The sequence below is a fragment of the Streptococcus mitis genome (assembly GCF_005144795.1).
GTDB lineage: Bacteria > Bacillota > Bacilli > Lactobacillales > Streptococcaceae > Streptococcus > Streptococcus mitis_BB.
Map to the genome: position 1 here is coordinate 108514 of NZ_SWFJ01000003.1, position 25921 is coordinate 134434.

At 42.7% G+C, this 25921-nt stretch carries 20 protein-coding genes; 14 read left to right on the top strand and 6 right to left on the bottom strand.

From position 1 onward, the window contains the following. Positions 1 to 7: 7 nt before the first annotated feature. Positions 8 to 5401, bottom strand: coding sequence for an SIALI-17 repeat-containing surface protein (locus FBF73_RS03000; protein ID WP_136936933.1), 5394 nt, complete (start codon positions 5399 to 5401; stop codon positions 8 to 10). A 316-nt stretch (positions 5402 to 5717) separates the two neighbouring features. On the opposite strand from FBF73_RS03000, the gene FBF73_RS03005 reads away from it, so the two are divergent. The 10 genes from FBF73_RS03005 to yidD all read left to right on the top strand — a co-directional run bounded on the left by FBF73_RS03005 (position 5718) and on the right by yidD (position 11882). Then, entirely contained in the window at positions 5718 to 5966 is a 249-nt protein-coding gene (locus FBF73_RS03005) for a YneF family protein (protein WP_000364990.1), read from the top strand. A 200-nt stretch (positions 5967 to 6166) separates the two neighbouring features. Next, a complete protein-coding gene (racE, locus tag FBF73_RS03010; RefSeq protein WP_136936934.1) occupies positions 6167 to 6961 on the top strand; it encodes a glutamate racemase in 795 nt (264 codons plus the stop codon). After that, positions 6958 to 7929: a nucleoside-triphosphate diphosphatase gene (locus FBF73_RS03015; protein WP_000182419.1), complete on the top strand. Its 972-nt coding sequence runs from the start codon at positions 6958 to 6960 to the stop codon at positions 7927 to 7929. The genes racE and FBF73_RS03015 overlap by 4 nt, the downstream gene beginning before the upstream one ends. Then, positions 7905 to 8426 carry a metallophosphoesterase gene (locus FBF73_RS03020; protein WP_020902175.1) on the top strand — a complete coding sequence of 174 codons (522 nt, stop codon included), beginning with the start codon at positions 7905 to 7907 and terminating at the stop codon, positions 8424 to 8426. The genes FBF73_RS03015 and FBF73_RS03020 overlap by 25 nt, the downstream gene beginning before the upstream one ends. Further along, positions 8423 to 8884 carry a cyclic-di-AMP-binding protein CbpB gene (gene cbpB, locus FBF73_RS03025; protein WP_124788472.1) on the top strand — a complete coding sequence of 154 codons (462 nt, stop codon included), beginning with the start codon at positions 8423 to 8425 and terminating at the stop codon, positions 8882 to 8884. The genes FBF73_RS03020 and cbpB overlap by 4 nt, the downstream gene beginning before the upstream one ends. Beyond that, complete coding sequence (gene xerD / locus FBF73_RS03030; protein ID WP_311766544.1) at positions 8881 to 9615, top strand: site-specific tyrosine recombinase XerD; 735 nt, start codon at positions 8881 to 8883, stop codon at positions 9613 to 9615. The genes cbpB and xerD overlap by 4 nt, the downstream gene beginning before the upstream one ends. Beyond that, positions 9615 to 10343: a segregation/condensation protein A gene (locus tag FBF73_RS03035; protein WP_124788470.1), complete on the top strand. Its 729-nt coding sequence runs from the start codon at positions 9615 to 9617 to the stop codon at positions 10341 to 10343. Before xerD ends, FBF73_RS03035 begins: the two co-directional genes overlap by 1 nt. Before the next feature lie 18 nt (positions 10344 to 10361). Beyond that, entirely contained in the window at positions 10362 to 10931 is a 570-nt protein-coding gene (scpB, locus tag FBF73_RS03040; protein WP_124788469.1) for an SMC-Scp complex subunit ScpB, read from the top strand. Further along, on the top strand, positions 10918 to 11640 hold the full coding sequence (locus FBF73_RS03045; protein WP_001222228.1) for a pseudouridine synthase: 723 nt from the start codon (positions 10918 to 10920) through the stop codon (positions 11638 to 11640). The genes scpB and FBF73_RS03045 overlap by 14 nt, the downstream gene beginning before the upstream one ends. After that, positions 11640 to 11882, top strand: a complete 243-nt coding sequence (gene yidD / locus FBF73_RS03050; RefSeq protein WP_084927008.1) for a membrane protein insertion efficiency factor YidD — start codon at positions 11640 to 11642, stop codon at positions 11880 to 11882. The genes FBF73_RS03045 and yidD overlap by 1 nt, the downstream gene beginning before the upstream one ends. 110 nt (positions 11883 to 11992) lie before the next feature. Here yidD and FBF73_RS03055 read toward each other — a convergent pair whose 3' ends face one another. From FBF73_RS03055 to FBF73_RS03070, 4 genes are all read right to left on the bottom strand, one after another. Then, the gene (locus FBF73_RS03055; RefSeq protein ID WP_136936935.1) at positions 11993 to 12964 is read right to left on the bottom strand and encodes a siderophore ABC transporter substrate-binding protein; all 972 of its coding nucleotides are present in this window, start codon (positions 12962 to 12964) and stop codon (positions 11993 to 11995) included. Between the two features lie 95 nt (positions 12965 to 13059). Next, positions 13060 to 13812 (bottom strand): ABC transporter ATP-binding protein, encoded by a 753-nt coding sequence (locus FBF73_RS03060; RefSeq protein WP_136936936.1) that lies wholly within the window; start codon positions 13810 to 13812, stop codon positions 13060 to 13062. Continuing rightward, positions 13809 to 14765, bottom strand: coding sequence for an iron chelate uptake ABC transporter family permease subunit (locus FBF73_RS03065; RefSeq protein ID WP_061864536.1), 957 nt, complete (start codon positions 14763 to 14765; stop codon positions 13809 to 13811). The genes FBF73_RS03060 and FBF73_RS03065 overlap by 4 nt, the downstream gene beginning before the upstream one ends. Further along, positions 14755 to 15714 carry an ABC transporter permease gene (locus tag FBF73_RS03070; RefSeq protein WP_061864537.1) on the bottom strand — a complete coding sequence of 320 codons (960 nt, stop codon included), beginning with the start codon at positions 15712 to 15714 and terminating at the stop codon, positions 14755 to 14757. The genes FBF73_RS03065 and FBF73_RS03070 overlap by 11 nt, the downstream gene beginning before the upstream one ends. A gap of 230 nt (positions 15715 to 15944) precedes the next feature. Here FBF73_RS03070 and pepA point away from each other — a divergent pair, with 230 nt between their 5' ends. Further along, entirely contained in the window at positions 15945 to 17009 is a 1065-nt protein-coding gene (gene pepA, locus FBF73_RS03075; RefSeq protein ID WP_124788465.1) for a glutamyl aminopeptidase, read from the top strand. Positions 17010 to 17028: 19 nt separating this feature from the next. Continuing rightward, positions 17029 to 17325, top strand: coding sequence for a bacteriocin immunity protein (locus tag FBF73_RS03080; RefSeq protein WP_124788464.1), 297 nt, complete (start codon positions 17029 to 17031; stop codon positions 17323 to 17325). Between the two features lie 97 nt (positions 17326 to 17422). Here the strand turns inward: FBF73_RS03080 and FBF73_RS03085 are convergent, their stop codons facing one another. Then, a complete protein-coding gene (locus tag FBF73_RS03085; RefSeq protein ID WP_124788463.1) occupies positions 17423 to 19054 on the bottom strand; it encodes a Na/Pi cotransporter family protein in 1632 nt (543 codons plus the stop codon). Between the two features lie 337 nt (positions 19055 to 19391). Between FBF73_RS03085 and FBF73_RS03090 the strand changes: the two genes are divergently transcribed. After that, positions 19392 to 24380, top strand: a complete 4989-nt coding sequence (locus FBF73_RS03090) for an endo-beta-N-acetylglucosaminidase (protein WP_136936937.1) — start codon at positions 19392 to 19394, stop codon at positions 24378 to 24380. Between the two features lie 282 nt (positions 24381 to 24662). Continuing rightward, positions 24663 to 25859, top strand: a complete 1197-nt coding sequence (locus tag FBF73_RS03100; RefSeq protein ID WP_136936938.1) for a phosphoglycerate kinase — start codon at positions 24663 to 24665, stop codon at positions 25857 to 25859. Positions 25860 to 25921: the final 62 nt, after the last annotated feature.

Sequence of the window (25921 nt, forward strand, 5' to 3'; positions counted from 1 at the left end):
TTAAACGTTAGTTTGATTCATCCTTTTTACTCTTAAGTAGAAAAGTTGCTGTTAGGACTAGACTCAATCCTGACAAGAATAGTAGTGGATTGGATGTTTCACCAGTAGCTGGAAGTTGTTCTTTAGGAGAATCATTTACAGATTGAACAAGGTCTGGACTAGATGAAACTTGCTCAGAGCTATTGGCTAATGGTTTGATATCTGTTTCACTTGGTTTTTGCTCTGCAGTAGTTGATGCTCCATTAGCTTGATAAACGACTGCATAGGTGCTGAAATGACTAGTCGTAAATTCTGCCATTCCCTCGCGAATAGTAAAATCGAGTGCCTGTAACTCTTTTGATGGAGTTAGGTAGTAAACATTTTCGACAGCAGAGGAAATAGGCAAGCGAACCAAGACAGCTCCTTTTGGTTGCAAACTCTGGTCTGTTGGATTTTTAAGGTGAAGATCGTAAGCATCATAGGTCTTACCAAATAGTTCTTGAGCTAATACACGTCTGCTAGAAATGTGAGAAATTCCCTCTAAGTCAGTCGCACCTCCAATAATTTCAACTTTAGTCTTTTCATCTTTTAAGATACGAAGTTTATATTCAGGAACAGAAACCGTAGGCGCTTGCTCTTGTCCTGCTGTGCCGATAGGCTTCGTGTACTCAGGAATAGAAACAGTAAGTAGTTGTTCTAGTCCCGCTGTCCCGACAGGCTTCGTGTACTCAGGAATAGAAATAGTAGGCGCTTGTTCTTGTCCTGCTGTACCGATAGATTTAGTGTATTCAGGAACAGAAACAGTAGGTATTTGTTCTATTCCTGCTGTGCCGATAGGTTTAGTATATTCAGGGATAGAAACGGTAGGTGGCTGTTCTAGTCCCATTGTGCCGATAGGTTTAGTATACTCAGGAATAGAAACGGTAGGTGGCTGTTCTAGTCCCATTGTGCCGATAGGTTTAGTATACTCAGGAATAGAAACTGTAGGTGGTTGTTCCAGTCCCGCTGTCCCGACAGGTTCAGTGTACTCAGGAATAGAAACCGTAGGCGCTTGTTCTTGTCCCACTGTTCCGATAGGCTTAATATATTCAGGGATAGAAACGGTAGGTGTTTGTTCTAGTCCTGCTGTGCCGATAGGCTTAGTGTATTCAGGAATTTCTACAATAGGAGCAGGGTCATCTCCCTTGCTTGTAGTTGGCTGCTGATTCTCAACCTTCTTCTCATCCTTTTTGGTAAAGACAGCTACTACAGAATTGCTTGTCGTATTTCCCTGGATAGAATAAGCTTCTATCGCATTTCCAACTTTTCGATTGGTTTCGTCAGGGATAGGGATTTGTACCTGATTATCTTGGATTGATAAGACAGTCTGATCTCCAGTCGTAACTAGATGATTATCGTCTATCCTGCGTAAAACGAGTGGATCTTTGATGCCTGGGAAGGTCACAGCGATGGCTTCCCAATCTCCAGCTGGAAGAGTTAAAGAGATGTTTTTATCCCCTTCCTTAAGTGGTGCGATACTTGGACTATCCAAGCTTACAGCTGGAGCTTTAATCACATCAAATGAATCTAGAGAAATTTTCTTGCGACCTGCTGGTGAATTTGGATCAACTTTCAATGTCAAAATATGATTACCATCGGTCAGATTAGTAAATTCTCCAATTAAGGTTGCCTTTTGGGTAGCGCCAGCTGTGTAGAAATCTAGACTTGGCATTTCTTTGCCATCTAGTGTCACGAGAGCTTTTCCAAGAGCGGAGGTTTTGAGTCCGTAAATTCGAATACCTGTTCCAGTAAATGGAATGGTTGCCTGAGCTTCTGAAGCAGTACTTGGGTCACTGTTATTGATGTCCGCATATTTTTCTGTGCTCTTATATAATTCAGTATCGCTCCAATCTTTGAATTGAGATCCGTATTGAATGCGAGAGTCACGGTCATCCATTTTTTCAATAGTTGTTCCTTGTCCAGGCAAAACTTTAAAGTAGTCTAAGGAAATTTTGGAACGTTCACTTCCACGGTGTTTATGCTCTTGTTTTACAGTGATAGTCATCACATGAGCACCATCTGACAATCCTGTGAAGCGACCGATAAGGCTACCTTTTTCAGTTGCACCTGCAGTATAGAAGTCCAGTTCACCGACTGATTTACCATCGATTTTGACTTCAGCGATTCCCAATTGAGATGATTTGAGACCATAGATTTCAATGCCAACACCATTGAAAGGAATGGTTGCTGTCGCATCTTTATCTGTATAGTTACCTAGTGAAAGGTCGGCAAACTTCTCTGTTCCTCCAAATAATTCTGAGTCTGCCCAGTTTCCAAATGCAGAACCGTATTGGATTCGGCTATCACGGTCATCCATCAATTGGTTATAGGTTTCGACATTGGCCTTTTCGGATACCTGTGTAGAAACATTACCCAGCATAGCCTTAACAGTATAAGTGTAGGCGAGTTGAGGGTCGAGTGAACGGTCGATAAAATGGGTTTGATTGGTCACAAATTCTCTGCTTGCAGAGGTTTGGCCAGATTCGTCTTTCACTTGTCTTTGGATAACATAGTGGGTAGCGCCTTCTACTTGGTTGAAGGTAAGTTCGGCAGTGACGCCATTTTGTCTAACTGCTGTCAGACTGGTTACACGACCAGGGAAATGTTCAAAGGTAATGACATCACCTTTTTGTGTTGCCAGTTGAATGCGGCCATCTTTAAGAACAGTTGCTTTGACAGATTTGCCATTAACCTTAACCTGACTGGCTTCGATATTTGGATAATCTACAACTAGGTCTCCACCGACATTTGAAAGGAAGGACAAGCTTTGCAAGTTTTTATCTTTCCACTTCATGCTGACTTCAAAGTTACCACGGGCAACCAGACCAGAAACCTGACCGTCTTTCCAAGCATCTGGAAGGGCTGGCAATGGTGCAATGTAGCCAGTGTGTGATTGGAGAAGCATTTCTGCAATCCCACTGGTTGCTCCAAAGTTTCCATCGATTTGGAAAGGTGCGTGCGTATCCCAAAGGTTTTCAAGAGTTGAATATTTGAGCTGTTCAGCGAGCAAGCGATGAGCACGGTTACCGTCTAAGAGACGAGCCCAGAGGTTGATTTTATTGGCCTTAGACCAACCAGTACCACCATCTCCGCGATGGTTCAAAGTTGCACGCGCAGCTTCTAAGTATTCAGCCTGATCCTTGCTAAAGAGTGTACCTGGGAAGAGGCCAACTAAGTGGGAAACGTGGCGGTGGTTATTTTCAATCCCTTCATTAGTGAATTGTGGACTGTCTTCCTCGTACCATTCCTTGATGCGTCCCTCTTTGTTGATGTGAAGTGGTTTGAGTTTGTCAAATTTAGCCTTGACCTCTGTAACTAAGTCTTTGTCGACATTCAGATGGTTGGCGACTTCCATGTAGTCATGGAATAGCTGCCAGACTAGTGATTGGTCAAAGGTATTTCCAATGGTAATAGTACCGTGTTCAGGTGAATAGGATGGAGAAGATACCCAACGGTCGCTGGCCTGGTCATAGTGTAAGAAGGAATTCCAGAACTTAGCTGTTTCCTTGAGCATTGGATAGATCTTTTCTTTGAGATAAGTCTCATCCTTGGTGAATTTATAGTAGTCATAGACGTTCTGCATCATCCAGGCATTAGCTGCTGGCGACCAACCCCAATAGTAATTCCAACCAGGAGTAGTCCAGCCAAATGGTGTCGCCTGAGTATGAACCAGCCAGCCATTTTCTTGTCCATCTTTGGATTCGATACCGGCGTATTCCTTAGCAGCGATACGGCCATAGTAACGCATATCGTCAATGTAATTGATCATTGGCTTGGCTGTTTCAGCTAGATTACTCATGTAGGCTGGCCAATAGTTCATTTGCAAATTGACATTGAGGTGGTAGTCAGCGTTCCAAGGTGGATTGTCTACGGCATTCCAGACTCCTTGTAGGTTGGCAGGAAGGGCATCTGTCCGATCACGAGACGAACTAATCAATAAATAACGTCCGTATTGGAAGAAAAGTTCTTCCAGTTTTTGCCCTTTTGTTGGGTTATAGGTTTGAAGGGCCTCTTTTGTTGTTTGAGCAGTATTGCTTCCACCTAGGTTTAGTTTAACTCGGTTAAAGAGACTTTGATAGTCTTTGATATGGTCCTTTTTAAGTGTCTCGTAGTCTTTGCTCTTAGCTGCTTCGACAATCCCTTTAACTGTTTTTTCGAGGTCAATGTCTTTGCGATAGTTTGTTTTAGGATTTTGAGCAAAGTTAGTCTTGGCACTGAGTAAAAGCGTAGCATAGCTGGCCCCTGTGACCGTTAAACTATCCTCATGAACAGTAACTTTTCCGTCCGTTTTAATTCCTAGATAGGATGCAAACTGGAGGCCATTATCTTTGACTGTACCTTTTAGTAGGATACCATTTGGGTCTGTCGTAACATGGCCACTCTTGTAGTTAGAATACTCCGCTGAGTAGTTTCCGTTAGCAAGTAAATCTTCTGTTAAGCTATTCCAAACTGTAAAATCAAGTTTTTTGTCCCCTTTTTGGGTCAAGTGAGTAACAGTAACATCATCAGGGTAACTTGAGAAGGTTTCTCTTTTAAAGGTCGTTCCATCTTGGGTGTAAGAAGTGGTTGTAGTGGCTTCTGTGATATCCAAACCACGGTGATAATCTGTTACCGTATCCAGACCTTTTTTCTGGTTATTGAAAACCATGGATACATCACCAAAGGCTAAATAACGTCCATATTGGGAATTGTTTGGACCAACTAGATTTCGCTCGGCTAATCGTTTGGCTTTTTGGCGGTCTCCATCCTCGAGAGCCTTACGAATTTCTGCTAAAATTTTATACCGTTCTTGATAGTTTCCTCCATTATAGTCGGTACTGTCGGGACGCGGTCCACCTGACCAAAGAGTTTTTTCGTTGTATTGGATTCTCTCCTCTCCGATGAGACCAAAAACCTTAGCACCCATTTCACCATTCCCAACTGGGAGTGCTTGTTTTTCCCAGCCATCATAGGAAGGAGCTGTTGGTCGATCATAGTTTAGCTGATAGTTGCTTTGTTCTGTCACAGGTAGTTCTTGTTTTTCGGTTTCCTTATTTTCATTAGATTTTACAATAGCCTCAGTACTGGCTTGATTAGTTGTAGCAGAAGTAATATCAGCCTCAGCGGGTCTGCTTTCAGAAGCACTATTATCGGCTAGAACTGGTTTTGTATGATCAATTGCTTCGCTTGGCTGTGTGTGCTCGGTTGATTCAGTTGTTTTCGTAACGGTATCTGTCTTAGCTGTAGTTTTCTCTAGTGTAGACTCATTTTGCTTTACTTCAATAGTATCAGCTGAGACGGTATGACTAGCTAGAAAAACCGCTCCAAGCAAAACAGAGGCTGTGCCAACTGTTAGCTTTCGAATACTGTAGCGACAGGATTTCTCCCTAAATAAATTTCCCATAGAAATCTCCTCTCATTTATTGTAAGCGCATTCATTTTTTCTTAAAAAAATATAATGCCCTATTTACAGTCTGATATAGACCGATTTTATTCATACCATTTTAATATAACAAATAAAACCAGAGAAAGCAAGGGATTTTCATATGAAGTTATAGTTTTATATAATGTCACTGGAAACTGATTAGACAAGTAGTCAAAGATACGAATGTATAAGGCGACTATGTATTGGTATCGTCTTGAAAGCGTAAAACAAACTGGTCAGGGTGGCTAGTTTATGGTATAATGAAAGAGACTCAAAAAGAAACAGGAGAAATATGATGGATTTACTATTAGCAATTGTATTGATTGTGCTAGCTTTTCTAGGAGGAGCTCTTGGAGGAATGTACTTGGTTCGTAAGCAAATTGAAAAAGAATTCGCTGACAACCCACGTTTGAATGCTGAAGCAGTTCGTACTCTTTTGAGTGCAAATGGTCAAAAACCAAGCGAAGCTAAGGTACAACAAGTTTACCACCAAATCATCCGCCAACAAAAGGCAGCCCTTGCTAACAATAAAAAGAAAAAATAAATAAGGAAAAGTCTGGGATGAAAGTTCCAGACTTCTCACTATGTTGGCTAAGGGTTTAGGAATGAGACTTTTTCCTTGCATTCTATTGATATTTGATTATGATTAAGAGAGATAGTTATTGATTAGGCTGTCATTCAGTTCATAAGGATGAATAATCATAATGAACTATCAATCAGAAAAAAGACTAGAAAGAAGACTGTATGGATAATCGACCAATTGGTTTTTTGGATTCGGGTGTCGGGGGCTTGACCGTTGTGCGCGAGCTCATGCGTCAGCTTCCCCATGAAGAAATCGTCTATATTGGGGATTCGGCACGGGCGCCTTACGGGCCCCGTCCTGCTGAGCAAATTCGTAAATATACTTGGCAGTTGGTCAACTTTCTTTTGACCAAGGATGTCAAAATGATTGTCATTGCTTGTAATACTGCGACTGCGGTCGTCTGGGAAGAAATCAAGGCTCAACTAGATATTCCGGTCTTGGGTGTGATTTTGCCAGGGGCTTCAGCAGCCATCAAGTCCAGCCAAGGTGGGAAAATCGGAGTGATTGGAACACCCATGACAGTACAATCAGACATCTACCGTCAGAAAATCCATGATTTGGATCCGGACTTACAGGTGGAGAGTTTGGCCTGTCCCAAGTTTGCTCCCTTGGTTGAGTCAGGTGCCCTGTCAACCAGTGTCACCAAGAAAGTGGTCTATGAAACCCTGCGTCCCTTGGTTGGAAAGGTGGATAGCCTGATTTTGGGTTGTACCCATTATCCACTCCTCAGACCTATTATTCAAAATGTCATGGGGCCCAAGGTTCAGCTCATCGATAGTGGAGCAGAGTGTGTACGAGATATCTCAGTCTTACTTAATTATTTTGAAATCAATCGTGGTCGCGATGCTGGACCACTCCATCACCGTTTTTACACAACAGCCAGCAGCCAAAGTTTTGCACAAATTGGTGAAGAATGGCTGGAAAAAGAGATTTATGTGGAGCATGTAGAATTATGACAAATAAAATTTATGAATATAAGGATGACCAGGACTGGTATGTCGGCTCATATAGTATTTTTGGTGGTGTCCGGACATTGACTGATGAAGACTTGGATTTTCCTCTATTTGAGTTTGCCCAAAGATTTCGAGATGAGGAACAAGGTTTTCCTATTTCTGTGATTGTTTTACGCTATGGTTCTCTCTACCGTTTATTGTCTTTTGTGGTAGATATCCTCAACCAAGAAATGGGACGAAATCTGGAAGTCATCCAACGTCAGGGAGCTTTTCTCTTGATTGAAAATGGGCAACTCCTGCATGTAGCATTGCCTAAAGAAGGGGTCAATGTTCATGATTTCTTTGAGACAAGCAAGGTCAGAGAAACCTTATTGATTGCGACTCGTAACGAGGGCAAGACCAAGGAATTCCGAGCTATCTTTGACAAGCTAGGCTACGATGTGGAAAATCTTAATGACTATCCTGACTTGCCTGAAGTAGCTGAAACAGGCATGACCTTCGAAGAAAATGCCCGTCTCAAGGCAGAAACCATTTCTCAATTAACGGGCAAGATGGTTTTGGCAGATGACTCTGGTCTCAAAGTCGATGTCCTTGGTGGCTTGCCAGGTGTATGGTCAGCTCGTTTTGCAGGAGTGGGAGCTACTGACCGTGAAAACAATGCCAAACTCTTGCACGAATTGGCCATGGTCTTTGAACTCAAGGACCGCTCGGCTCAATTCCATACAACCCTAGTCGTAGCCAGCCCAAACAAGGAAAGCTTGGTTGTTGAAGCAGACTGGCCTGGCTACATTAACTTTGAACCTAAGGGTGAAAATGGCTTCGGCTATGACCCTCTCTTCCTTGTAGGAGAGACAGGCAAGTCCTCAGCTGAATTAACCCTTGAAGAAAAAAATAGTCAATCTCACCGTGCCTTAGCTGTTAAGAAACTTTTGGAGGTATTTCCATCATGGCAAAGCAAACCATCATTGTAATGAGCGATTCTCATGGCGATAGCTTGATTGTGGAAGAAATCCGTGATCGCTATGTAGGCAAAGTTGACGCCGTTTTTCATAACGGCGATTCTGAACTGCGTCCTGATTCTCCCCTTTGGGAAGGCATCCGTGTTGTTAAAGGGAACATGGACTTCTACGCCGGCTACCCAGAACGTTTGGTGACCGAGCTTGGTTCGACCAAGATTATCCAAACCCATGGTCACTTGTTTGACATCAATTTCAACTTTCAAAAGTTGGACTACTGGGCTCAGGAAGAAGAGGCCGATATCTGTCTCTATGGTCACTTGCATGTGCCAAATGCTTGGATGGAAGGAAAGACTCTTTTTCTAAATCCAGGTTCCATCAGTCAACCACGTGGGACCATCAGAGAATGTCTCTATGCTCGTGTGGAGATTGATGATAGTTACTTCAAAGTCGACTTTTTGACACGAGACCATGAGGTGTATCCGGGCTTGTCCAAGGAGTTTAGCCGATGATTGCCAAGGAGTTTGAGACTTTCTTGTTGGGGCAGGAGGAAACTTTTTTGACCCCTGCTGAAAATCTAGCTGTGTTGATTGATACCCACAATGCGGATCATGCGACACTCTTGCTCAGTCAGATGACCTATACCCGTGTTCCTGTTGTAACAGATGAAAAACAGTTCGTTGGGACGATTGGGCTCAGAGATATTATGGCTTATCAGATGGAGCATGACTTGAGCCAAGAAATCATGGCGGATACGGATATTGTTCATATGACCAAAACGGACGTAGCGGTTGTTTCGCCTGATTTTACCATTACCGAGGTCTTGCACAAGCTGGTAGATGAGTCCTTCTTGCCGGTTGTGGACGCGTCAGGGATTTTCCAAGGGATTATCACGCGCAAGTCTATCCTCAAGGCTGTCAATGCCCTCTTTCATGACTTTAGTAAGGAATATGAGATTCGATGCAAATGAGAGACAGGATTTCAGATTTCTTAGAGGGAAAGCAGGGTTTATCTGCCAATTCTAAGCAGTCCTATAAGTATGATTTGGAGCAATTTTTAGATATTGTAGGTGGGCGGATTTCGGAGACTAGTCTCAAGATTTACCAAGCCCAGCTAGTCAATCTAAAAATCAGCGCTCAAAAGCGGAAGATTTCGGCCTGTAACCAATTTCTCTACTTTCTCTATCAAAAAGGGGAAGTGGAAAGCTTTTACCGTTTGGAATTAGCCAAACAAGCTGAAAAGAAGACCGAAAAGCCGGAACTCTTAGACCTAGACTCTTTTTGGCAGGAAAGTAATTATCCAGAAGGACGCTTGCTGGCGCTTCTTATCTTGGAAATAGGGCTCTTGCCGAGTGAGATTTTGGCTCTCAAGGTTGCGGATATCAATCTGGATTTTCAGGTGCTGCGAATCAATAAGGCTTCCCAACAGAGGATTGTCACTATTCCCACGACCTTGCTTTCAGAATTGGAACCCTTGATGGGGCAGACCTATCTCTTTGAAAGGGGAGGGAAAGCCTATTCCCGTCAGTGGGCCTTCCGTCAGCTAGAGTATTTTGTCAAGGAGAAAGGTTTTCCATCCTTATCAGCTCAAGCCTTACGGGAACAGTTCATTCTAAGACAGATAGAAAAGAAGATCGATTTGTACGAAATTGCAAAAAAATTAGGATTAAAAACAGTCCTGACCTTAGAAAAATATAGATAATGGATATTAAATTAAAAGATTTTGAAGGACCCCTGGATTTGCTTTTGCACCTGGTTTCTAAGTATCAGATGGATATCTACGATGTGCCCATTACGGAAGTCATCGAACAGTATCTAGCCTATGTCTCAACCCTGCAGGCTATGCGTCTGGAAGTGACGGGTGAGTACATGGTTATGGCCAGTCAGCTCATGCTGATTAAGAGCCGCAAACTCCTTCCAAAGGTAGCAGAAGTGACCGACTTGGAGGACGATCTAGAGCAGGATCTTCTCTCTCAAATCGAAGAATACCGCAAGTTCAAGCTCTTGGGTGAGCACTTGGAAGCCAAGCACCAAGAACGGGCCCAGTATTATTCTAAAGCACCGACAGAGTTGATTTACGAAGATGCGGAGCTTGTGCATGACAAGACGACCATTGACCTCTTTTTGGCTTTTTCAAATATCCTAGCCAAGAAAAAAGAGGAGTTTGCACAGAATCACACGACTATCTTGCGAGATGAGTATAAGATTGAGGACATGATGGTTATCGTGAAAGAGTCCTTGACTGGACGAGATCAATTGCGCTTGCAGGATTTGTTCAAGGAAACCCAGAATGTCCAAGAGGTCATTACCCTCTTTTTAGCAACCCTAGAGTTAATCAAAACTCAGGAACTAATCCTCGTGCAAGAGAAGAGTTTCGGAGATATCTATCTCATGGAAAAGAAGGAAGAAAGTCAAGTGGCCCAAAGCTAGACTTGATAGAGAGGAAAGATGAGTACTTTAGCAAAAATAGAAGCGCTCTTGTTTGTAGCGGGTGAAGATGGGATTAGAGTCCGCCAGTTAGCTGAACTCCTCTATCTGCCACCGACAGGCATCCAACAGAGTTTAGAAAAATTAGCCCAGAAGTATGAAAAGGACCCAGATTTCAGTTTGGCTCTGATTGAGACTGGTGGTGCTTATAGATTGGTGACCAAGCCTCAGTTTTCAGAGATTTTAAAGGAATATTCCAAGGCACCTATCAACCAGAGTTTATCTCGAGCTGCCCTTGAGACCTTGTCCATCATTGCCTACAAGCAGCCCATTACTCGGATAGAAATTGATGCCATCCGTGGGGTCAACTCGAGTGGGGCTTTGGCAAAGTTGCAGGCTTTTGACTTGATCAAAGAAGACGGGAAAAAAGAAGTGTTGGGTCGCCCCAACCTCTATGTTACTACGGATTATTTCCTAGATTATATGGGGATAAACCATTTAGAAGAATTGCCAGTGATTGATGAGCTTGAGATTCAAGCTCAAGAAAGCCAATTATTTGGTGAAAGGATAGAAGAAGATGAGAATCAATAAGTATATTGCCCACGCAGGTGTGGCCAGTAGGAGAAAAGCAGAAGAGTTGATCAAGCAAGGCTTGGTGACGGTTAACGGCCAAGTGGTACGTGAACTAGCAACCACTATCAAGTCAGGCGACAAGGTCGAAGTTGAAGGTCAACCTATCTATAACGAAGAAAAGGTCTATTATCTGCTTAACAAACCACGCGGTGTCATTTCCAGTGTGACAGATGACAAGGGCCGCAAGACGGTTGTCGACCTCTTGCCCAACGTGAAGGAACGCATCTACCCTGTAGGTCGTTTGGACTGGGATACATCAGGAGTCTTGATTTTGACCAATGATGGGGATTTTACGGATGAAATGATTCACCCTCGTAATGAGATTGACAAGGTCTACGTCGCGCGTGTTAAAGGTGTGGCAAATAAGGACAATCTCCGCCCCTTGACCCGTGGACTTGAGATTGATGGCAAGAAAACCAAGCCGGCTGTCTATGAGATTCTCAAAGTGGACCCAGTTAAAAACCGCTCTGTGGTGCAGTTGACCATCCATGAAGGGCGTAACCACCAGGTTAAAAAGATGTTTGAAGCTGTCGGCCTTCAAGTAGATAAGTTGTCGCGGACTCGTTTTGGACATCTAGACTTGACAGGACTCCGTCCAGGAGAATCTCGTCGTCTTAATAAAAAAGAAATCAGCCAACTACACACCATGGCTGTAACCAAGAAATAATGAAACGAATTTTAATAGCGCCTGTGCGCTTTTACCAACGGTTTATCTCACCAGCCTTTCCACCCTCTTGTCGCTTTGAGCCGACTTGCTCAAACTATATGATTGAGGCTATTGAAAAACATGGCTTCAAGGGTGTTTTGATGGGCTTAGCTCGGATTTTACGTTGTCATCCCTGGTCGAAAACAGGTAAGGACCCCGTCCCAGACCACTTTTCACTCAAACGGAATCAAGAAGAAAAATGAGGCTGGGTAAAATTATTTTAGTGAAATGATAAAAACGCATCCTATCAGGTTTGAGTGAACTTGATAGGATGCGTTTTATCATGTAAAGATGTGCTTGAGTTTGAAGTTGCTTATTTCAAGCCTTTTTGTGCGTCTTCAATCATGAGTTTAGTTGATTCAAGACCGCCTCCGCTTAGATACCAGAGGTCTGGTGTTAGTTGGATAATCTTACCATTTTTAGCGGCAGGTGTTTCAGCGATAAGGGCATTTTCTAGGACGCCATCGTTGCTTGAGTTGTCACCACCGATGGCAAGGGTACGGTTGATGACAAAGAGGATATCAGGATTGATTTCTTTGACACTTTCAAAGCTGACTTCTTGTCCGTGGCGTGAGTCTTCAAATTTTGTATCAGTTGGTTTGAATTTCAAGGTTTGATACAAGAAAGAGAAACGAGATTGGGCACCAAAGGCAGCCATTTTTCCTTCATTGAGGAGGATAGCAAGGGCTTTTTTGTCAGAACTTTCGTTTTTAGTAGCGACTTCTTGGATGCTCTTGTCTAGCTTGGCCAATTCTTCCTTGGCTTTCTGTGTACCTGTTTCCCCAAAGGCGCCTGCTAAGGATTCAATGTTAGTTTTAGTTGAAGTCCAGTAGTCGTCCTTGCTTGCTTGGAAGAGAACGGTTGGGGCGATTTCTTTGAATTTATCTACGAATTTTTGTGTACGTAGGGAAGCAATAATCAAATCAGGCTCAAGGGCGGCGATGGCTTCTAAATCTGGCTCAACCATAGAGCCAACATTTTTAACTTTTCCAGCTAGGTCTTTGAGATAGGTTGGTACTGTTTTTGTAGGCATTCCAACGATATTTTTTTCAAATCCTAGAGCACGAATAGTATCAGCAGCGCCGAGGTCAAAGGTAACAATTTTTTCAGGAACTTTTGAAAGTTTTACTTCGTCCAGTGAGCTTTTAATGATCACTTCTGTTGGAGCAGAGCTGCTTGTTTCCGACTTACTAGTGCTTGAGTTTGTGTTTGTACTACATGCACCAAGTAGGAGCAAGAAACTGGCTATTAGGGCAGTGAGGTAAAGTTTAAGGGATGTTTTCATGATTTCTCCTTTTTAAAATGTGATAACGATTTAGGGAGTCTCTTGATCTTATTGACTAAGAGACTGAAGGTTCTCTAACTTGAGCTTCTATGTTACTAGCTATAGATACAGATCTTTTTGCCATTTATATCAGCTAGCGTGATAGGAATCTCATAGAGTTGACTGAGCAGATCAGACTGCATGATTTGATTGGTTGTTCCCTTGCTAAAGACTTGACCGTCCTTGAAGGCGACAATTTCATCTGCATACTGACTGGCCATGTTGATATCGTGGAGGACGATGATAATGGTCTTGCCGAGTTCCTCCACCAGTCTCCGAAGAATCTGCATCATGCTAACGCTTTGCTTGATATCAAGATTGTTGAGCGGTTCGTCTAGTAAGATAAAGTTCGTATCCTGGGCCAGTACCATAGCGATAAAGACCCGCTGGAGTTGTCCCCCAGATAGACTATCGATGTAGCGGTCTTTTAAGTTGGTCAGTTCTAAATAGTCCAGAGTTTCTCGGATTTTTTCCCAATCTTCTGCCCTCAGTCGACCTCGGCTGTAAGGAAAACGTCCAAAACTGACTAGTTCTTCAACCGTCAATTTGGCTTGGTAATTAATCTTCTGCTTTAGGATGGTCAGTTCTTGGGCTAGTTCTTGCGAATTCCAACTCTCGATTTCACGACCTTTGATACTGAGAATTCCCTGATCTTTCTTGGTCAGTCTGCTCATGATGGAGAGGAGAGTCGATTTTCCAGCACCATTTGGACCAATGAATGCTGTCAGTTTCTGAGGACTGACTTCAAGCGTAATACCTTGCAAAATATCCTGTTTTTGAATGGATTTGTCAATGTTTTCCAGTTTCACTGACGCGCCCTCCTGTAGAGTAAGATAAAGAATAAGAGACCACCTACGCTCTCGATGATCATGCTGATGCGAATTTCCAGCGCAAATACTCGTTCAATCAGGGCCTGCCCCAAGGTCAAACTGATAAATCCGACCAGAATAGCCACTATAAAGAGTAACTTATGTCGATAGTCTTTGACGATTAGGTAGGTGAGGTTGGCCAACATAAAACCGAAGAAGGCCATAGGTCCTACCAGGGCAGTGGCCGTTGAAGTTAAAAGTACGATACCCCAGAGGAGCTCTTTCTGTTCTTTTTCCACATCGAGCCCCAATATCTGAGCTGTTTCTCTTTGCAGATGCAAGACATCCAGAATGACTGCTTTCCGAAAGAAAAAGATGGTCAAAGCAAGGATAATCAGAGAACTGATGGCTAGGATGGAAGTGTTGAGATGTTGAAAGGAGGCAAAGAGACTGTTCTGCAGTTTATCGTATTCGTTTGGATCCATCAGGACCTGAAGGAAGGTACTGATATTTCGAAAGAGACTTCCGAGGGCTAGACAAATCAGCAGGATGAAGACCAAATCTTGTTTCATCAGCGTCTTCAAGTAGCCTTGTAAGGCAAGAAAGAAGAGGGATTGAAGCATAAGCAAGACTAGAAATTCTAAGATAGGAGACTTTTCAAGCTGTAGAAATTTGCTTTCAAAAACCAGTAGTAGAGTTTGCAGTAGGACGTAGAAGGATTCGATTCCTAAAATACTTGGCGTCAGAAAGCGATTTTCCGTCAGGGTTTGAAAACTAATGGTCGAAATCCCAGTCGCGATGGCTACCAAGAGATAAACGATGATTTTTTGGGAACGCAACTTCCAAGCAAAGGCTGACAAGTGAGTGATGGGCCAAAAGTAGAGAAGGCAAGCTCCGATGGCAAGAATAATGAGAATCCAGAAGAGCTTGGTATGTTTGCTTTTAGACTGCATCTTTTCGTCCCCCTCTCCAGAGAAGTAAGATAAAGACGAGGCTACCAATGATTCCTAGTAGAAGACTGACAGACAGCTCATAGGGCCGAATCAGAACTCGGGATAGGATGTCGCAAGCCAGAACTAGATTGGCACCGACCAGTGCTACGATGAGTTTGGTCTGACTTAGATTATCTCCATAGCGCTTGCGAACAAGATTGGGAACAATAACTCCGAGAAATGGTAAGCCACCCACAGTAATCATGGTGACACTAGTCGTTAGCGCCACCAAAAAGAGGGCTAGTTTTTCAAGTAAGGAGTAGGAAATCCCCAAACTTTCACTGGTTTCTTTTCCTAAATTCATGATGGTAAAGGTTTTGGATAATTTCCAAACGGATATCAGGATAATGAGCCCTAAGAAGAGCCACTCATACTGATGAGTCTGAATCATGGAGAAGGAGCCCTGGGTCCAAGCTGTCATACTCTGAACCAGATTGAAACGATAGGCGATAACTTCTGTCACAGAACCGATAATCCCGCTATAGATGATTCCAATCAGAGGCAACATCCACCTTTCCTTTACAGTAAAAATGGTCATAAAGGCTAGGAAGAAGAGAGTAAATACGATGGATGAAACAAAAGCAAAGAGCATCTTTTGAGTCAGACTAGCCGATGGAAAGACAAAGAGGCTCAATACCATTCCTAGTTTGGCAGCTTCAGTGGTTCCAACTGTACTTGGAGCAGCAAACTGATTTTGAGTGATAGTCTGCATGAGAAGTCCTGCCATACTCATACTAGAGGCGGTCAGGAGAATGCTGATGGTTCTTGGGAGACGGGACTCTTGAAAGAGAAGCCAGGTCTGCTGGTCGAAATCAAAGAGCTTTCCCCATGAAAAATCACTGGTTCCAATGCTAATAGAGAGAAAGACTAGGAGTAGAAGTAAGCCAATTAAATAATGAGAAAGTTTCATACCCCGTCCTTTCATGTATATTTGGTATCGAAAGATACCTGCGAATATTACTGTAACACGATTTTTCTAATCTGTCAATAAATTTTCTGAAAATTTAATGTATAAAAAAATTCCTGAAAGAACATCTGTCTCTCTTTTTTATAGGAAAAGAGAGTAAAAATCTATCCACCTTCCCGCTATCCTTCTCCTATAAAAAGTGGTAAAATGGATGAAAGAAAGAAGGAACTGAAATGACAACATTATTTTCAAAAATCAAAGAAGTAACAGAACTTGCTGCGATCTCAGGTCATGAAGCACCTGTCCGTGCTTATCTTCGTGAAAAGTTGACACCGCACGTGGATGAAGTGGTGACAGATGGCTTGGGTGGTATTTTTGGTATCAAACATTCAGAAGTTGCGGATGCACCGCGTGTCCTGGTCGCTTCTCACATGGATGAAGTTGGTTTTATGGTTAGTGAGATCAAGCCAGACGGTACTTTCCGTGTCGTTGAAATTGGTGGCTGGAACCCTATGGTTGTCAGCAGCCAACGTTTTAAACTCTTAACACGTGATGGTCGTGAAATCCCTGTAATCTCAGGCTCTGTCCCTCCACATTTGACACGTGGAACAGGTGGACCAACCATGCCAGCTATTTCAGATATTATTTTTGATGGTGGTTTTGTGGATAAGGCTGAGGCAGAAAGCTTTGGTATCCGTCCTGGCGACACCATCGTACCAGATAGTTCTGCAATCTTGACAGCCAATGAAAAAAATATTATCTCAAAAGCTTGGGACAACCGCTACGGTGTTCTTATGGTTAGCGAGTTGGCGGAAGCTCTGTCAGGTCAAAAACTGGGAAATAAACTCTATCTTGGCTCTAACGTCCAAGAAGAAGTTGGTCTCCGTGGAGCTCATACTTCCACAACCAAATTTGACCCAGAAGTCTTCTTAGCAGTTGACTGCTCACCAGCTGGTGATGTCTATGGTGGCCAAGGCAAGATTGGGGATGGAACCTTGATTCGTTTCTACGACCCAGGTCACTTGCTTCTCCCAGGAATGAAGGATTTCCTTTTGACAACGGCTGAAGAAGCTGGTATCAAGTACCAATACTACTGTGGAAAAGGCGGAACGGACGCTGGTGCAGCCCATCTGAAAAATGGTGGTGTCCCATCTACAACAATCGGTGTCTGCGCTCGTTATATCCACTCTCACCAAACCCTCTATGCGATGGATGACTTCCTAGAAGCGCAAGCTTTCTTACAAGCCTTGGTGAAAAAATTGGATCGTTCAACGGTTGATTTGATTAAAAATTATTAAACTTAAGGAGGTGGTAGGGATGGTAGAACCAAACCTAGAAAGCCTTGTAAAAGATCTTTACAATCATGCTCGACATGATTTGAGTGAAGATTTAGTTGCTGCTCTCCTAGAGACTGCTAAAAAACTGCCTACTACAAATGAGCAATTGCTGGCAGTCCGTCTCTCAGGCCTGGTCAATCGTGAATTGCTCCTAAATCCTAAACATCCAGCACCTGAATTGATAAACTTGGCTCGCTTTATTAAAAGAGAAGAAGCCAAGTACAGAGGAACCGCGGTTTCTGCTATTATGTTTGGCGAACTCTTTAAAATGCTTTGATTCCATTGCGGATCAAAGCATTTTTCTATAAGTTAAAAAAAGTAATTCTTGGTTAGGAAAAGAAAAAGCCATCCTATTTAGGATAGCTTTTTGGTTATCAGATTTGTTCAGCGATGACTTTTTCAGCTAGGTTCATAGCGTGGTCAGACACTCGAGTGTAGTGGGAAATGATGTCGATAAAGTTGACCCCAGCTTGTGTTGAACACTCGCCCTTATTAAGGCGTTTGATGTGGGTCTTTCTGAGAACACGCTCCATATTGTTGATTTCTTTATGGCGTTCAATCAGACTTTGAGCTTTTTCAATATCATTGTTTTCTACACTATCAAGGGCATCCTTGATAAAGCCAGTGGTTTTTTGATAGATATCAGCCAATTCCTGCAAAGCAGCTTCAGAGAACTCAACATTTTTACGTTGAAGATAGTCAGTCAGGTTGAGAAGAGCTTCTGCGTGGTCCCCAATCCGTTCCAAATCACGGGATGAATCCAGGATGTTGGTCAGAACTTCACTTTCTTTCTGGCTAAGGGTCTCGCTTGAAAGAGTAATCAGGTAACGAGTCAATTTTTCATCAATGGTATTGATGGCTTCTTCTGTCTTGTGTCCTTTTTCAGCAACTTTTTCATTGAGGTCAATGATGTAGTTGTATGAAAGGTCAAAGGCTTTAGAAGCATAATTTCCTAAGTGTAGGAGTTCTTTTTTGGCATTTCCGAGAGCGATTGATGGAGCTTGTTTAATCAAATGCTCATCAAGATAAAGCGGCTCGTACTTGACAACTTCATCTTCACCAGGGATGAGCTTGGTTACAAAGAAAGCCAAGGCTCCGATGAATGGAAATTGTACAATGGTGTTACTTACGTTAAAGGCACCGTGAGAGAAGGCGATGGTCATCTCAGGTGAGAGATGAAGGAGTGCTTGGAAGTACTCAATCATAGCAGTGAAGGGGCCTAAGAAGATTAAGCAAAGAATAGTTCCTAAAACGTTAAAGGTAACGTGGGTTGCAGCAACGCGTTTCGCAGAGACATTGGCTCCAGCTGCCGCGATGATAACGGTTAAGGTTGTTCCGATATTATCTCCGAAGAGAACTGGTAGAGAACCATTAAGGTCAAGGAATCCACCTGCATAGAGACCTTGCAAAATCCCGATTGTCGCAGAAGAAGCTTGGATGAGAACGGTAATCACTGCACCAGCAAAAACTCCTAAAATAGGATTTTGTCCCAAGGTTACCATATATTCCTTGAATTGTGGTAAATCTTTAAGAGGGCTCATACCAGCACTGATGAGATTGAGGGCGTAGAAGATTCCCCCTACACCAAACAGGATGCGCCCGATATTATTTGCTGTTCTATTTTTTGTAAAAAATAGGAACATGGTTCCAAGGAAAATCAAGGGTAAAGCATACTCACCAAGCTTGAAACCGATGATAAAGGAAGTGACGGTAGTTCCGATGTTGGCCCCCATGATAATTCCGATAGCCTGTCTAAGAGTGAGAAGGCTAGCGCTGACCAGTCCAACCGTGATAACTGTAACCCCTGTACTTGACTGAATCAGGGCAGTCACGACAATTCCGACTAGAACACCTAAAAAGGGATTGCTAGTGTACTTGTCAATGTAAAAACGAAGGCGATCTCCAGCAGCTTGTTGCAAACCGTCTCCCATGGTCTTGATACTATATAAGAATAGTCCCAGACCACCTAAAAAATGAAATAAAATTTCCTGCCAATTAATGGACATTTCTTTTTCCTCCGAAAAATAATAACGGAATTTCTCCTATTCTATTTTAAAGGATAAAAGTAAATCTAACAAGTGTTTAGATGAAATTTTCCTAAGAAAAGGCAACTTTCTTTAAAAATAGTGAGTAAATTTACTTTCCAAGGGTGGGTTTATGGAATTATGTCTAAATTTTACTGATTATTATCCTAGTTATAGTTTTTATGTTAATTAGATTGACATCGCTTTCATATAGGATAAAATGAAGATGATCCTGTTCTGATGGTTGTCATGAGAACAGTTACTTTTTGCAAAAAAGTAAAGCGCTTACTTTTAATTTTTATTTTAATAGGAGGAAAAGATGAAAGATCTATTCTATGAAAAACGTTGCCGTTACAGCATTCGTAAGTTGTCAATCGGGGCTTGTTCCTTGATGATCGGTTCAGCTTTGTTTACGAGTCCAGTCCTCGCCGAACAGCTCTCAGTCTCTGACACAGCAGTAAATACGAGCGCTCAAGCGACAAGTACTAATGAGACAACTAATCCAGATACTGCAGCTATCGAAAAACAATTATCGGAAGCAGAGAACAAAGTAGCTGAGCAACCAATTTCAGAAAACACTCCAGCAATAACGGATTTGGTTAATGAAAAAGAAGAAGCGAAGCCTGCTCCGACGGATAAAGCTGAAAAACCTGCTCAACCAACTGACAAAGAAGGAGTCAAGCCTGAGGAAGCGCCCCAAGTAGTTGAGAAGAAAGCAGATAAACCAATTCTAGCAGACGTTCCTAAAAATGAAGAAAAGAGTCTCCGACCAAAAGAAATCAAATTTGATACTTGGGAGGATTTGTTGAAATGGGAACCGGGTGCGCGTGAAGATGATTCCATCAATCGTTCCTCAGTTGAACTAGCCAAGCGCCATAGAGGCCAGCTGGTGAATGAAAAAGCAAGTAGAAGAGCCAAGGTTCAGGCGCTAGCAAATACCAACTCAAAGGCTAAAGACCACGCTTCTGTTGGTGGAGAAGAATTCAAGGCTTACGCCTTTGACTACTGGCAATACTTGGATTCAATGGTCTTCTGGGAAGGTCTAGTCCCAACCTCAGATGTCATTGATGCAGGCCACCGTAACGGGGTTCCTGTATATGGTACACTCTTCTTCAACTGGTCTAATAGTATTGCAGATCAAGAAAAATTTGTTGCTGCTTTGAAACAAGATGAGGATGGAACCTTCCCTATTGCCCGAAAACTTGTCGACCTTGCTAAGTACTATGGCTTTGATGGGTATTTTATCAACCAAGAAACAACGGGTGACTTAGTAACGCCACTTGGTGAAAAAATGCGTCAATTCATGCTTTATACAAAAGAATATGCGGCAAAAGTCAACCATCCAATCAAGTATGCTTGGTATGATGCCATGACCTATAAATATGGTCGTTACCACGAAGATGGTCTAGGTGATTACAACTACCAGTTCATGCAAAAAGAAGGTGACAAGGTCCCTGCGGATCAATTATTTGCCAATTTCAACTGGAATAAGGAAAAGAATGACCACTCTGTAGAAATGGCAAAATGGCTGGAACGTAGCCAATACGATGTCTTTGCAGGATTGGAATTGCAACAAGGTGGTTCTTATAAGACAAAAGTTAAATGGGATGCCCTCTTAGATGAAAAAGGCAAGTTACGTTTGTCACTTGGACTCTTTGCACCAGATACAATTACCAGTCTAGGAAAAACAGGTGAAGATTACCATAAAAACGAAGATATCTTCTTCACAGGTTACCAAGGAGATCCGACAGCTCAAAAACCAGCGGACAAAGAGTGGTATGGGATTGCTAATTTAGTTGCAGACCGCACACCAGCAGTAGGCCGGACCTTCACTACCTCCTTTAATACAGGCCATGGTAGAAAGTGGTTTGTAGATGGAAAGGTTTCTAAGGATTCTGAGTGGAACTACCGTTCGGTTTCAGGTATCTTGCCAACATGGCGCTGGTGGCAAACTTCAACAGGGGAAAAACTTCGTGCAGAATATGATTTTACAGATGCCTACAATGGCGGAAATTCCCTTAAATTCTCTGGTGATGTAGCTGGTAAGACGGATCAGGATGTGAGACTTTATTCTACTAAGTTAGAAGTAACTGAGAAAACCAAACTTCGTGTTGCCCACAAGGGAGGAAAAGGTTCTAAAGTTTTTATGGCCTTCTCTACAACTCCAGACTACAAATTCGATGATGCAGATGCATGGAAAGAACTGACTTTATCTGATGACTGGACGAATGAAGAATTTGACCTTAGTTCATTAGCTGGAAAAACCATCTATGCAGTCAAACTCTTCTTCGAGCATGAAGGAGCTGTAAAAGATTATCAGTTTAACCTAGGTCAATTAACAATTTCAGACAATCACCAAGCACCACAAGCGCCTACAGGCCTTTCTGTGGTGAAACAATCTCTTAAAAATGCCCAAGAAGCTGAAGCAGTGATTCAATTTTCGGGTAATCAAGATGCAGATTTCTATGAAGTCTACGAAAAAGATGGGGATAACTGGCGTTTGTTGACAGGTTCATCTGCTTCAACCATCTACTTGCCAAGAGTTAGCCGTTCTGCTAATGCGACTGGTTCGACGCAAGAATTGAAAGTCGTTGCAGTTGGTAAAAATGGCCTTCGTTCAGAAGCTGCGACGATATCCTTTAACTGGGGCATGACTGTTCAGGATACGACTCTCCCAAGACCTTTGGCTGAAAATATTGTTCCAGGGGCAACAGTTATCGGTAGCACTTTCCCGAATACCGAAGGTGGAGAAGGTATTGAAGGTATGTTGAACGGTACCATTACCAGTCTTTCAGACAAGTGGTCTTCAGGACAATTGAGCGGTAGTGTCGATATTCGTTTGACTCAACCACGTCGTGTTGTCAGATGGGTGATGGATCATGCGGGAGCTGGTGGGGAGTCTGTTAACGATGGTTTGATGAACACCAAGGATTTTGATATTTACTACAAGGATACAGATGGCGAGTGGAAACTAGCTAAGGAAGTTCGTGGCAATAAAGCCCACGTTACAGATATCACTCTTGACAAACCAATTACCGCCCAATACTGGCGTTTGCATGTCATTACATCTGATAACGGAACACCTTGGAAGGCCATTCGTATCTACAACTGGAAGATGTACGAAGCCTTGGACACAGAAAGTAAAAATATTCCAATGGCTAAAGTAGCAGCTCGTTCACTTGGAAACCATCAAGTTCAACTCGGCTTCTCTGATGTCCCAGCTGGTGCGACCATCACCGTTTACGACAAGACAGACTCACAAACACCAATTACAACCTTGAAGACTGAAACTGGTGGCGATCTGGCAACAGCACCATTGGCCTTTGACAAGCAACCAACTCTCCTCTACTATCGTACCCAACTACCTGGCAAAGAAATCAGTAACACCTTGGCAGTAGCGATTCCGCAGGATGAAAGAAAAATTGCTGCGGTTAGCCTGGAAAAAGAACCTAAAAAGACGGTTTACAAAGAGGGAGAAAAACTGGACCTCAGAGGCGGAACACTCCGTGTTCAATACGAAGGGGGACGATCCGACGAGCTGATTAACCTTACTCACTCAGGTGTGACGGTATCTGGATACGATGATCATCAAAAAGGGGGACAAAACCTAACACTTCAATACCTTGGTTTACCAGTGTCAGGTGATCTAAAAGTCCAAGTGACAGGACAGGATGAAGGAAAAACAAAAGAAGTAGCGGGCTTGTATATTACTAAGAAACCAAAAACAGACTACCTAGTAGGAGAAAAACTGGATCTCTCTGAAGGTCGCTTTGGTGTTCTCTATGATGATGAGGCAGAAGAGACTCACAGTTTTACTGATGAAGGTGTTGAAATCACGGGCTACGATGCTCAGAAGACTGGACGCCAGACCTTGACCCTGCATTACAAGGGGCACACAGCTGAGTTTGATGTCTTGGTTTCTCCAAAGGCTGCAGTTAATGATGAATACCTTAAACAAGAAATCACTGCTGCCCAAGGCCGTCAGTCAACCCTTACTTATACCTTCTCAAGTGAGGACAAACAAGCTGTACTAGTAGAGAAACTCAATGCAGCGAAAGCTGTTGCAGAAAACCATGATGCCAGTCAAGAAGAAGTCAACAAAGCCTTGAATGAATTGAAACAAGCTGGAGCGGACTTAGATGGAAATCAACGTTATCAGACAGCTAGAGAAGAATTGGAAGGCTTGCTCGAATCCGTCCGTGAAAAAGATCCTAAATCTGAGTTGATTGAACAAGCAGAAACTTTGTTGGCTTCAGAGATGCCAACTCCACAAGCTTTTGCGGACATGAAAGAAAAGCTGAATAAGAAACTAGCTCCTGCAGAAGAGAGCCATCATGTTGGTAGCATGGATCTAAGTGAAGTAGCCCCAACAGTTGAGGTCCTCCCTGAACTAGTTGTTGAAACTGAAACAACAGCCTATGAACGTCAAGAGCGACCAAATGCGAACCTTCTTAAAGGTCAACGTCAACTTGTCCAAAAAGGAGAAGAAGGGCAGATTCGTCGTCTAGTAGAAATAGATGCTCAAGGAAATCGTATCCTTCGTACAACAGAAATTCTCAAGGAATCTGTTCCAGAGATTACCGAAGTAGGTACAAAAGTTCTATCAAGCAATCAACCAGCAGGAGGAGTTAAAGATTTAGTTCTGGAAACTCCGAAACTAGAAGTTGAAGAAATTGCAGTATCCTTTGAACGTCAAGAACGTCCAAACTCAGAACTTCTCAAAGGACAAAGCCAGCTAGTTCAAGCAGGTGTGGAAGGACAAGTTCGTCACTTTGTAGAAGTAGATATCCAAGGCAAACGCACTCATCGTTCGACTGAGGTAGTCAAGGAAGCAATCCAAGAAATCATCGAAGTTGGAACAAAAGTTCTATCAAGCAACCAACCAGCAGAAGGAGTAAAAGACCTAGTTTTAGAAACTCCGAAACTAGAAGTTGAAGAAGTTACAGTATCCTTTGAACGTCAAGAACGTCCAAATTCAGAACTTCTCAAAGGTCAACGTCGTATTGTGCAAGCTGGAGAAGAAAGACAAATTCGTCGTTTTGTAGAAGTCGATGCCCAAGGCAATCGTACCCTTCGTACAATAGAAGTTCTCAAGGAAGCTCTTCCAGAAATTGTTGAAGTTGGAACGAAAGAAGAGCAAGACTCTCAAAAAACAGGTCAAGCTCTTTTAGCAACACCGACAAATGAAAAAGTAGGTAAAGAACTTCCAAATACTGGAGTAACAAGAAATGCTAGTCTAGTAGCACTAGGAATCCTCGGAGTGATGAGTGGATATGGCCTACTTGCTGGAAAGAAGAGAGAAAACTAATCGATTTAGGATTCTTGCATTTCCTCATAACAACTAAAAACAAGGTTTGACTAATCTGCAGTCAAACCTCGTTTTAACTAGTAAAAATCAGTGGAAGAATGAGATGGGTTAACTAGTTTTTCTTGTATTACTTAGTGATTTGGAAAGGTTTTTCTAGTTTTGATTTTCAGAGATGCTAGTTTTTGTTGCAAGAAAGAACTGGAAAAGTTTAGGGTTTTTCTATCTCTTTTGCTGATTTTGTGATATAATTAACACGTATAAAAAAAGAAGGAGTCATATCTAATGGCAAAATTGACTGTTAAAGACGTTGAATTGAAAGGGAAAAAAGTTCTCGTTCGTGTTGACTTCAACGTACCTGTAAAAGATGGCGTGATTACCAACGACAACCGTATCACTGCAGCTCTTCCAACTATCAAGTACATCCTTGAACAAGGTGGACGTGCTATCCTCTTCTCTCACCTTGGCCGTGTGAAAGAAGAAGCTGATAAAGCTGGTAAATCACTTGCTCCTGTAGCTGCTGACTTAGCTGCTAAATTGGGCCAAGACGTTGTTTTCCCAGGTGTAACTCGTGGTGCTGAATTGGAAGCAGCTATCAACGCTCTTGAAGATGGACAAGTTCTCTTGGTTGAAAACACTCGTTACGAAGATGTTGACGGCAAAAAAGAATCTAAAAACGATCCTGAACTTGGTAAATACTGGGCATCACTTGGAGATGGTATCTTCGTAAACGATGCATTCGGTACAGCTCACCGTGCACACGCATCTAACGTTGGTATCTCAGCAAACGTTGAAAAAGCAGTTGCTGGTTTCCTTCTTGAAAACGAAATTGCCTACATCCAAGAAGCAGTTGAAGCTCCAGAACGTCCATTCGTGGCTATCCTTGGTGGTTCAAAAGTTTCAGACAAGATCGGTGTTATCGAAAACTTGCTTGAAAAAGCTGATAAAGTCCTTATCGGTGGTGGTATGACTTACACATTCTACAAAGCACAAGGTATCGAAATCGGTAACTCACTTGTAGAAGAAGACAAATTGGATGTTGCGAAAGCTCTTCTTGAAAAAGCAAACGGTAAATTGATCTTGCCAGTTGACTCAAAAGAAGCAAACGCCTTTGCTGGTTACACTGAAGTACGTGACACTGAAGGTGAAGCAGTTTCTGAAGGCTTCCTTGGTCTTGACATCGGTCCAAAATCTATCGCTAAATTTGACGAAGCTTTGACTGGTGCCAAAACAGTTGTATGGAACGGACCTATGGGTGTATTTGAAAACCCAGACTTCCAAGCTGGTACAATCGGTGTGATGGACGCTATCGTGAAACAACCAGGTGTTAAATCAATCATCGGTGGTGGTGACTCAGCTGCCGCAGCGATCAACCTTGGTCGCGCAGACAAGTTCTCATGGATTAGTACGGGCGGAGGTGCATCAATGGAACTTCTCGAAGGTAAAGTATTGCCAGGCTTGGCTGCACTTACAGAAAAATAATTTCAGTCCGTTAGTCTCTACAAAATCCTGATTTTGTAGAAAAAGGAACAAAACTGAAACGT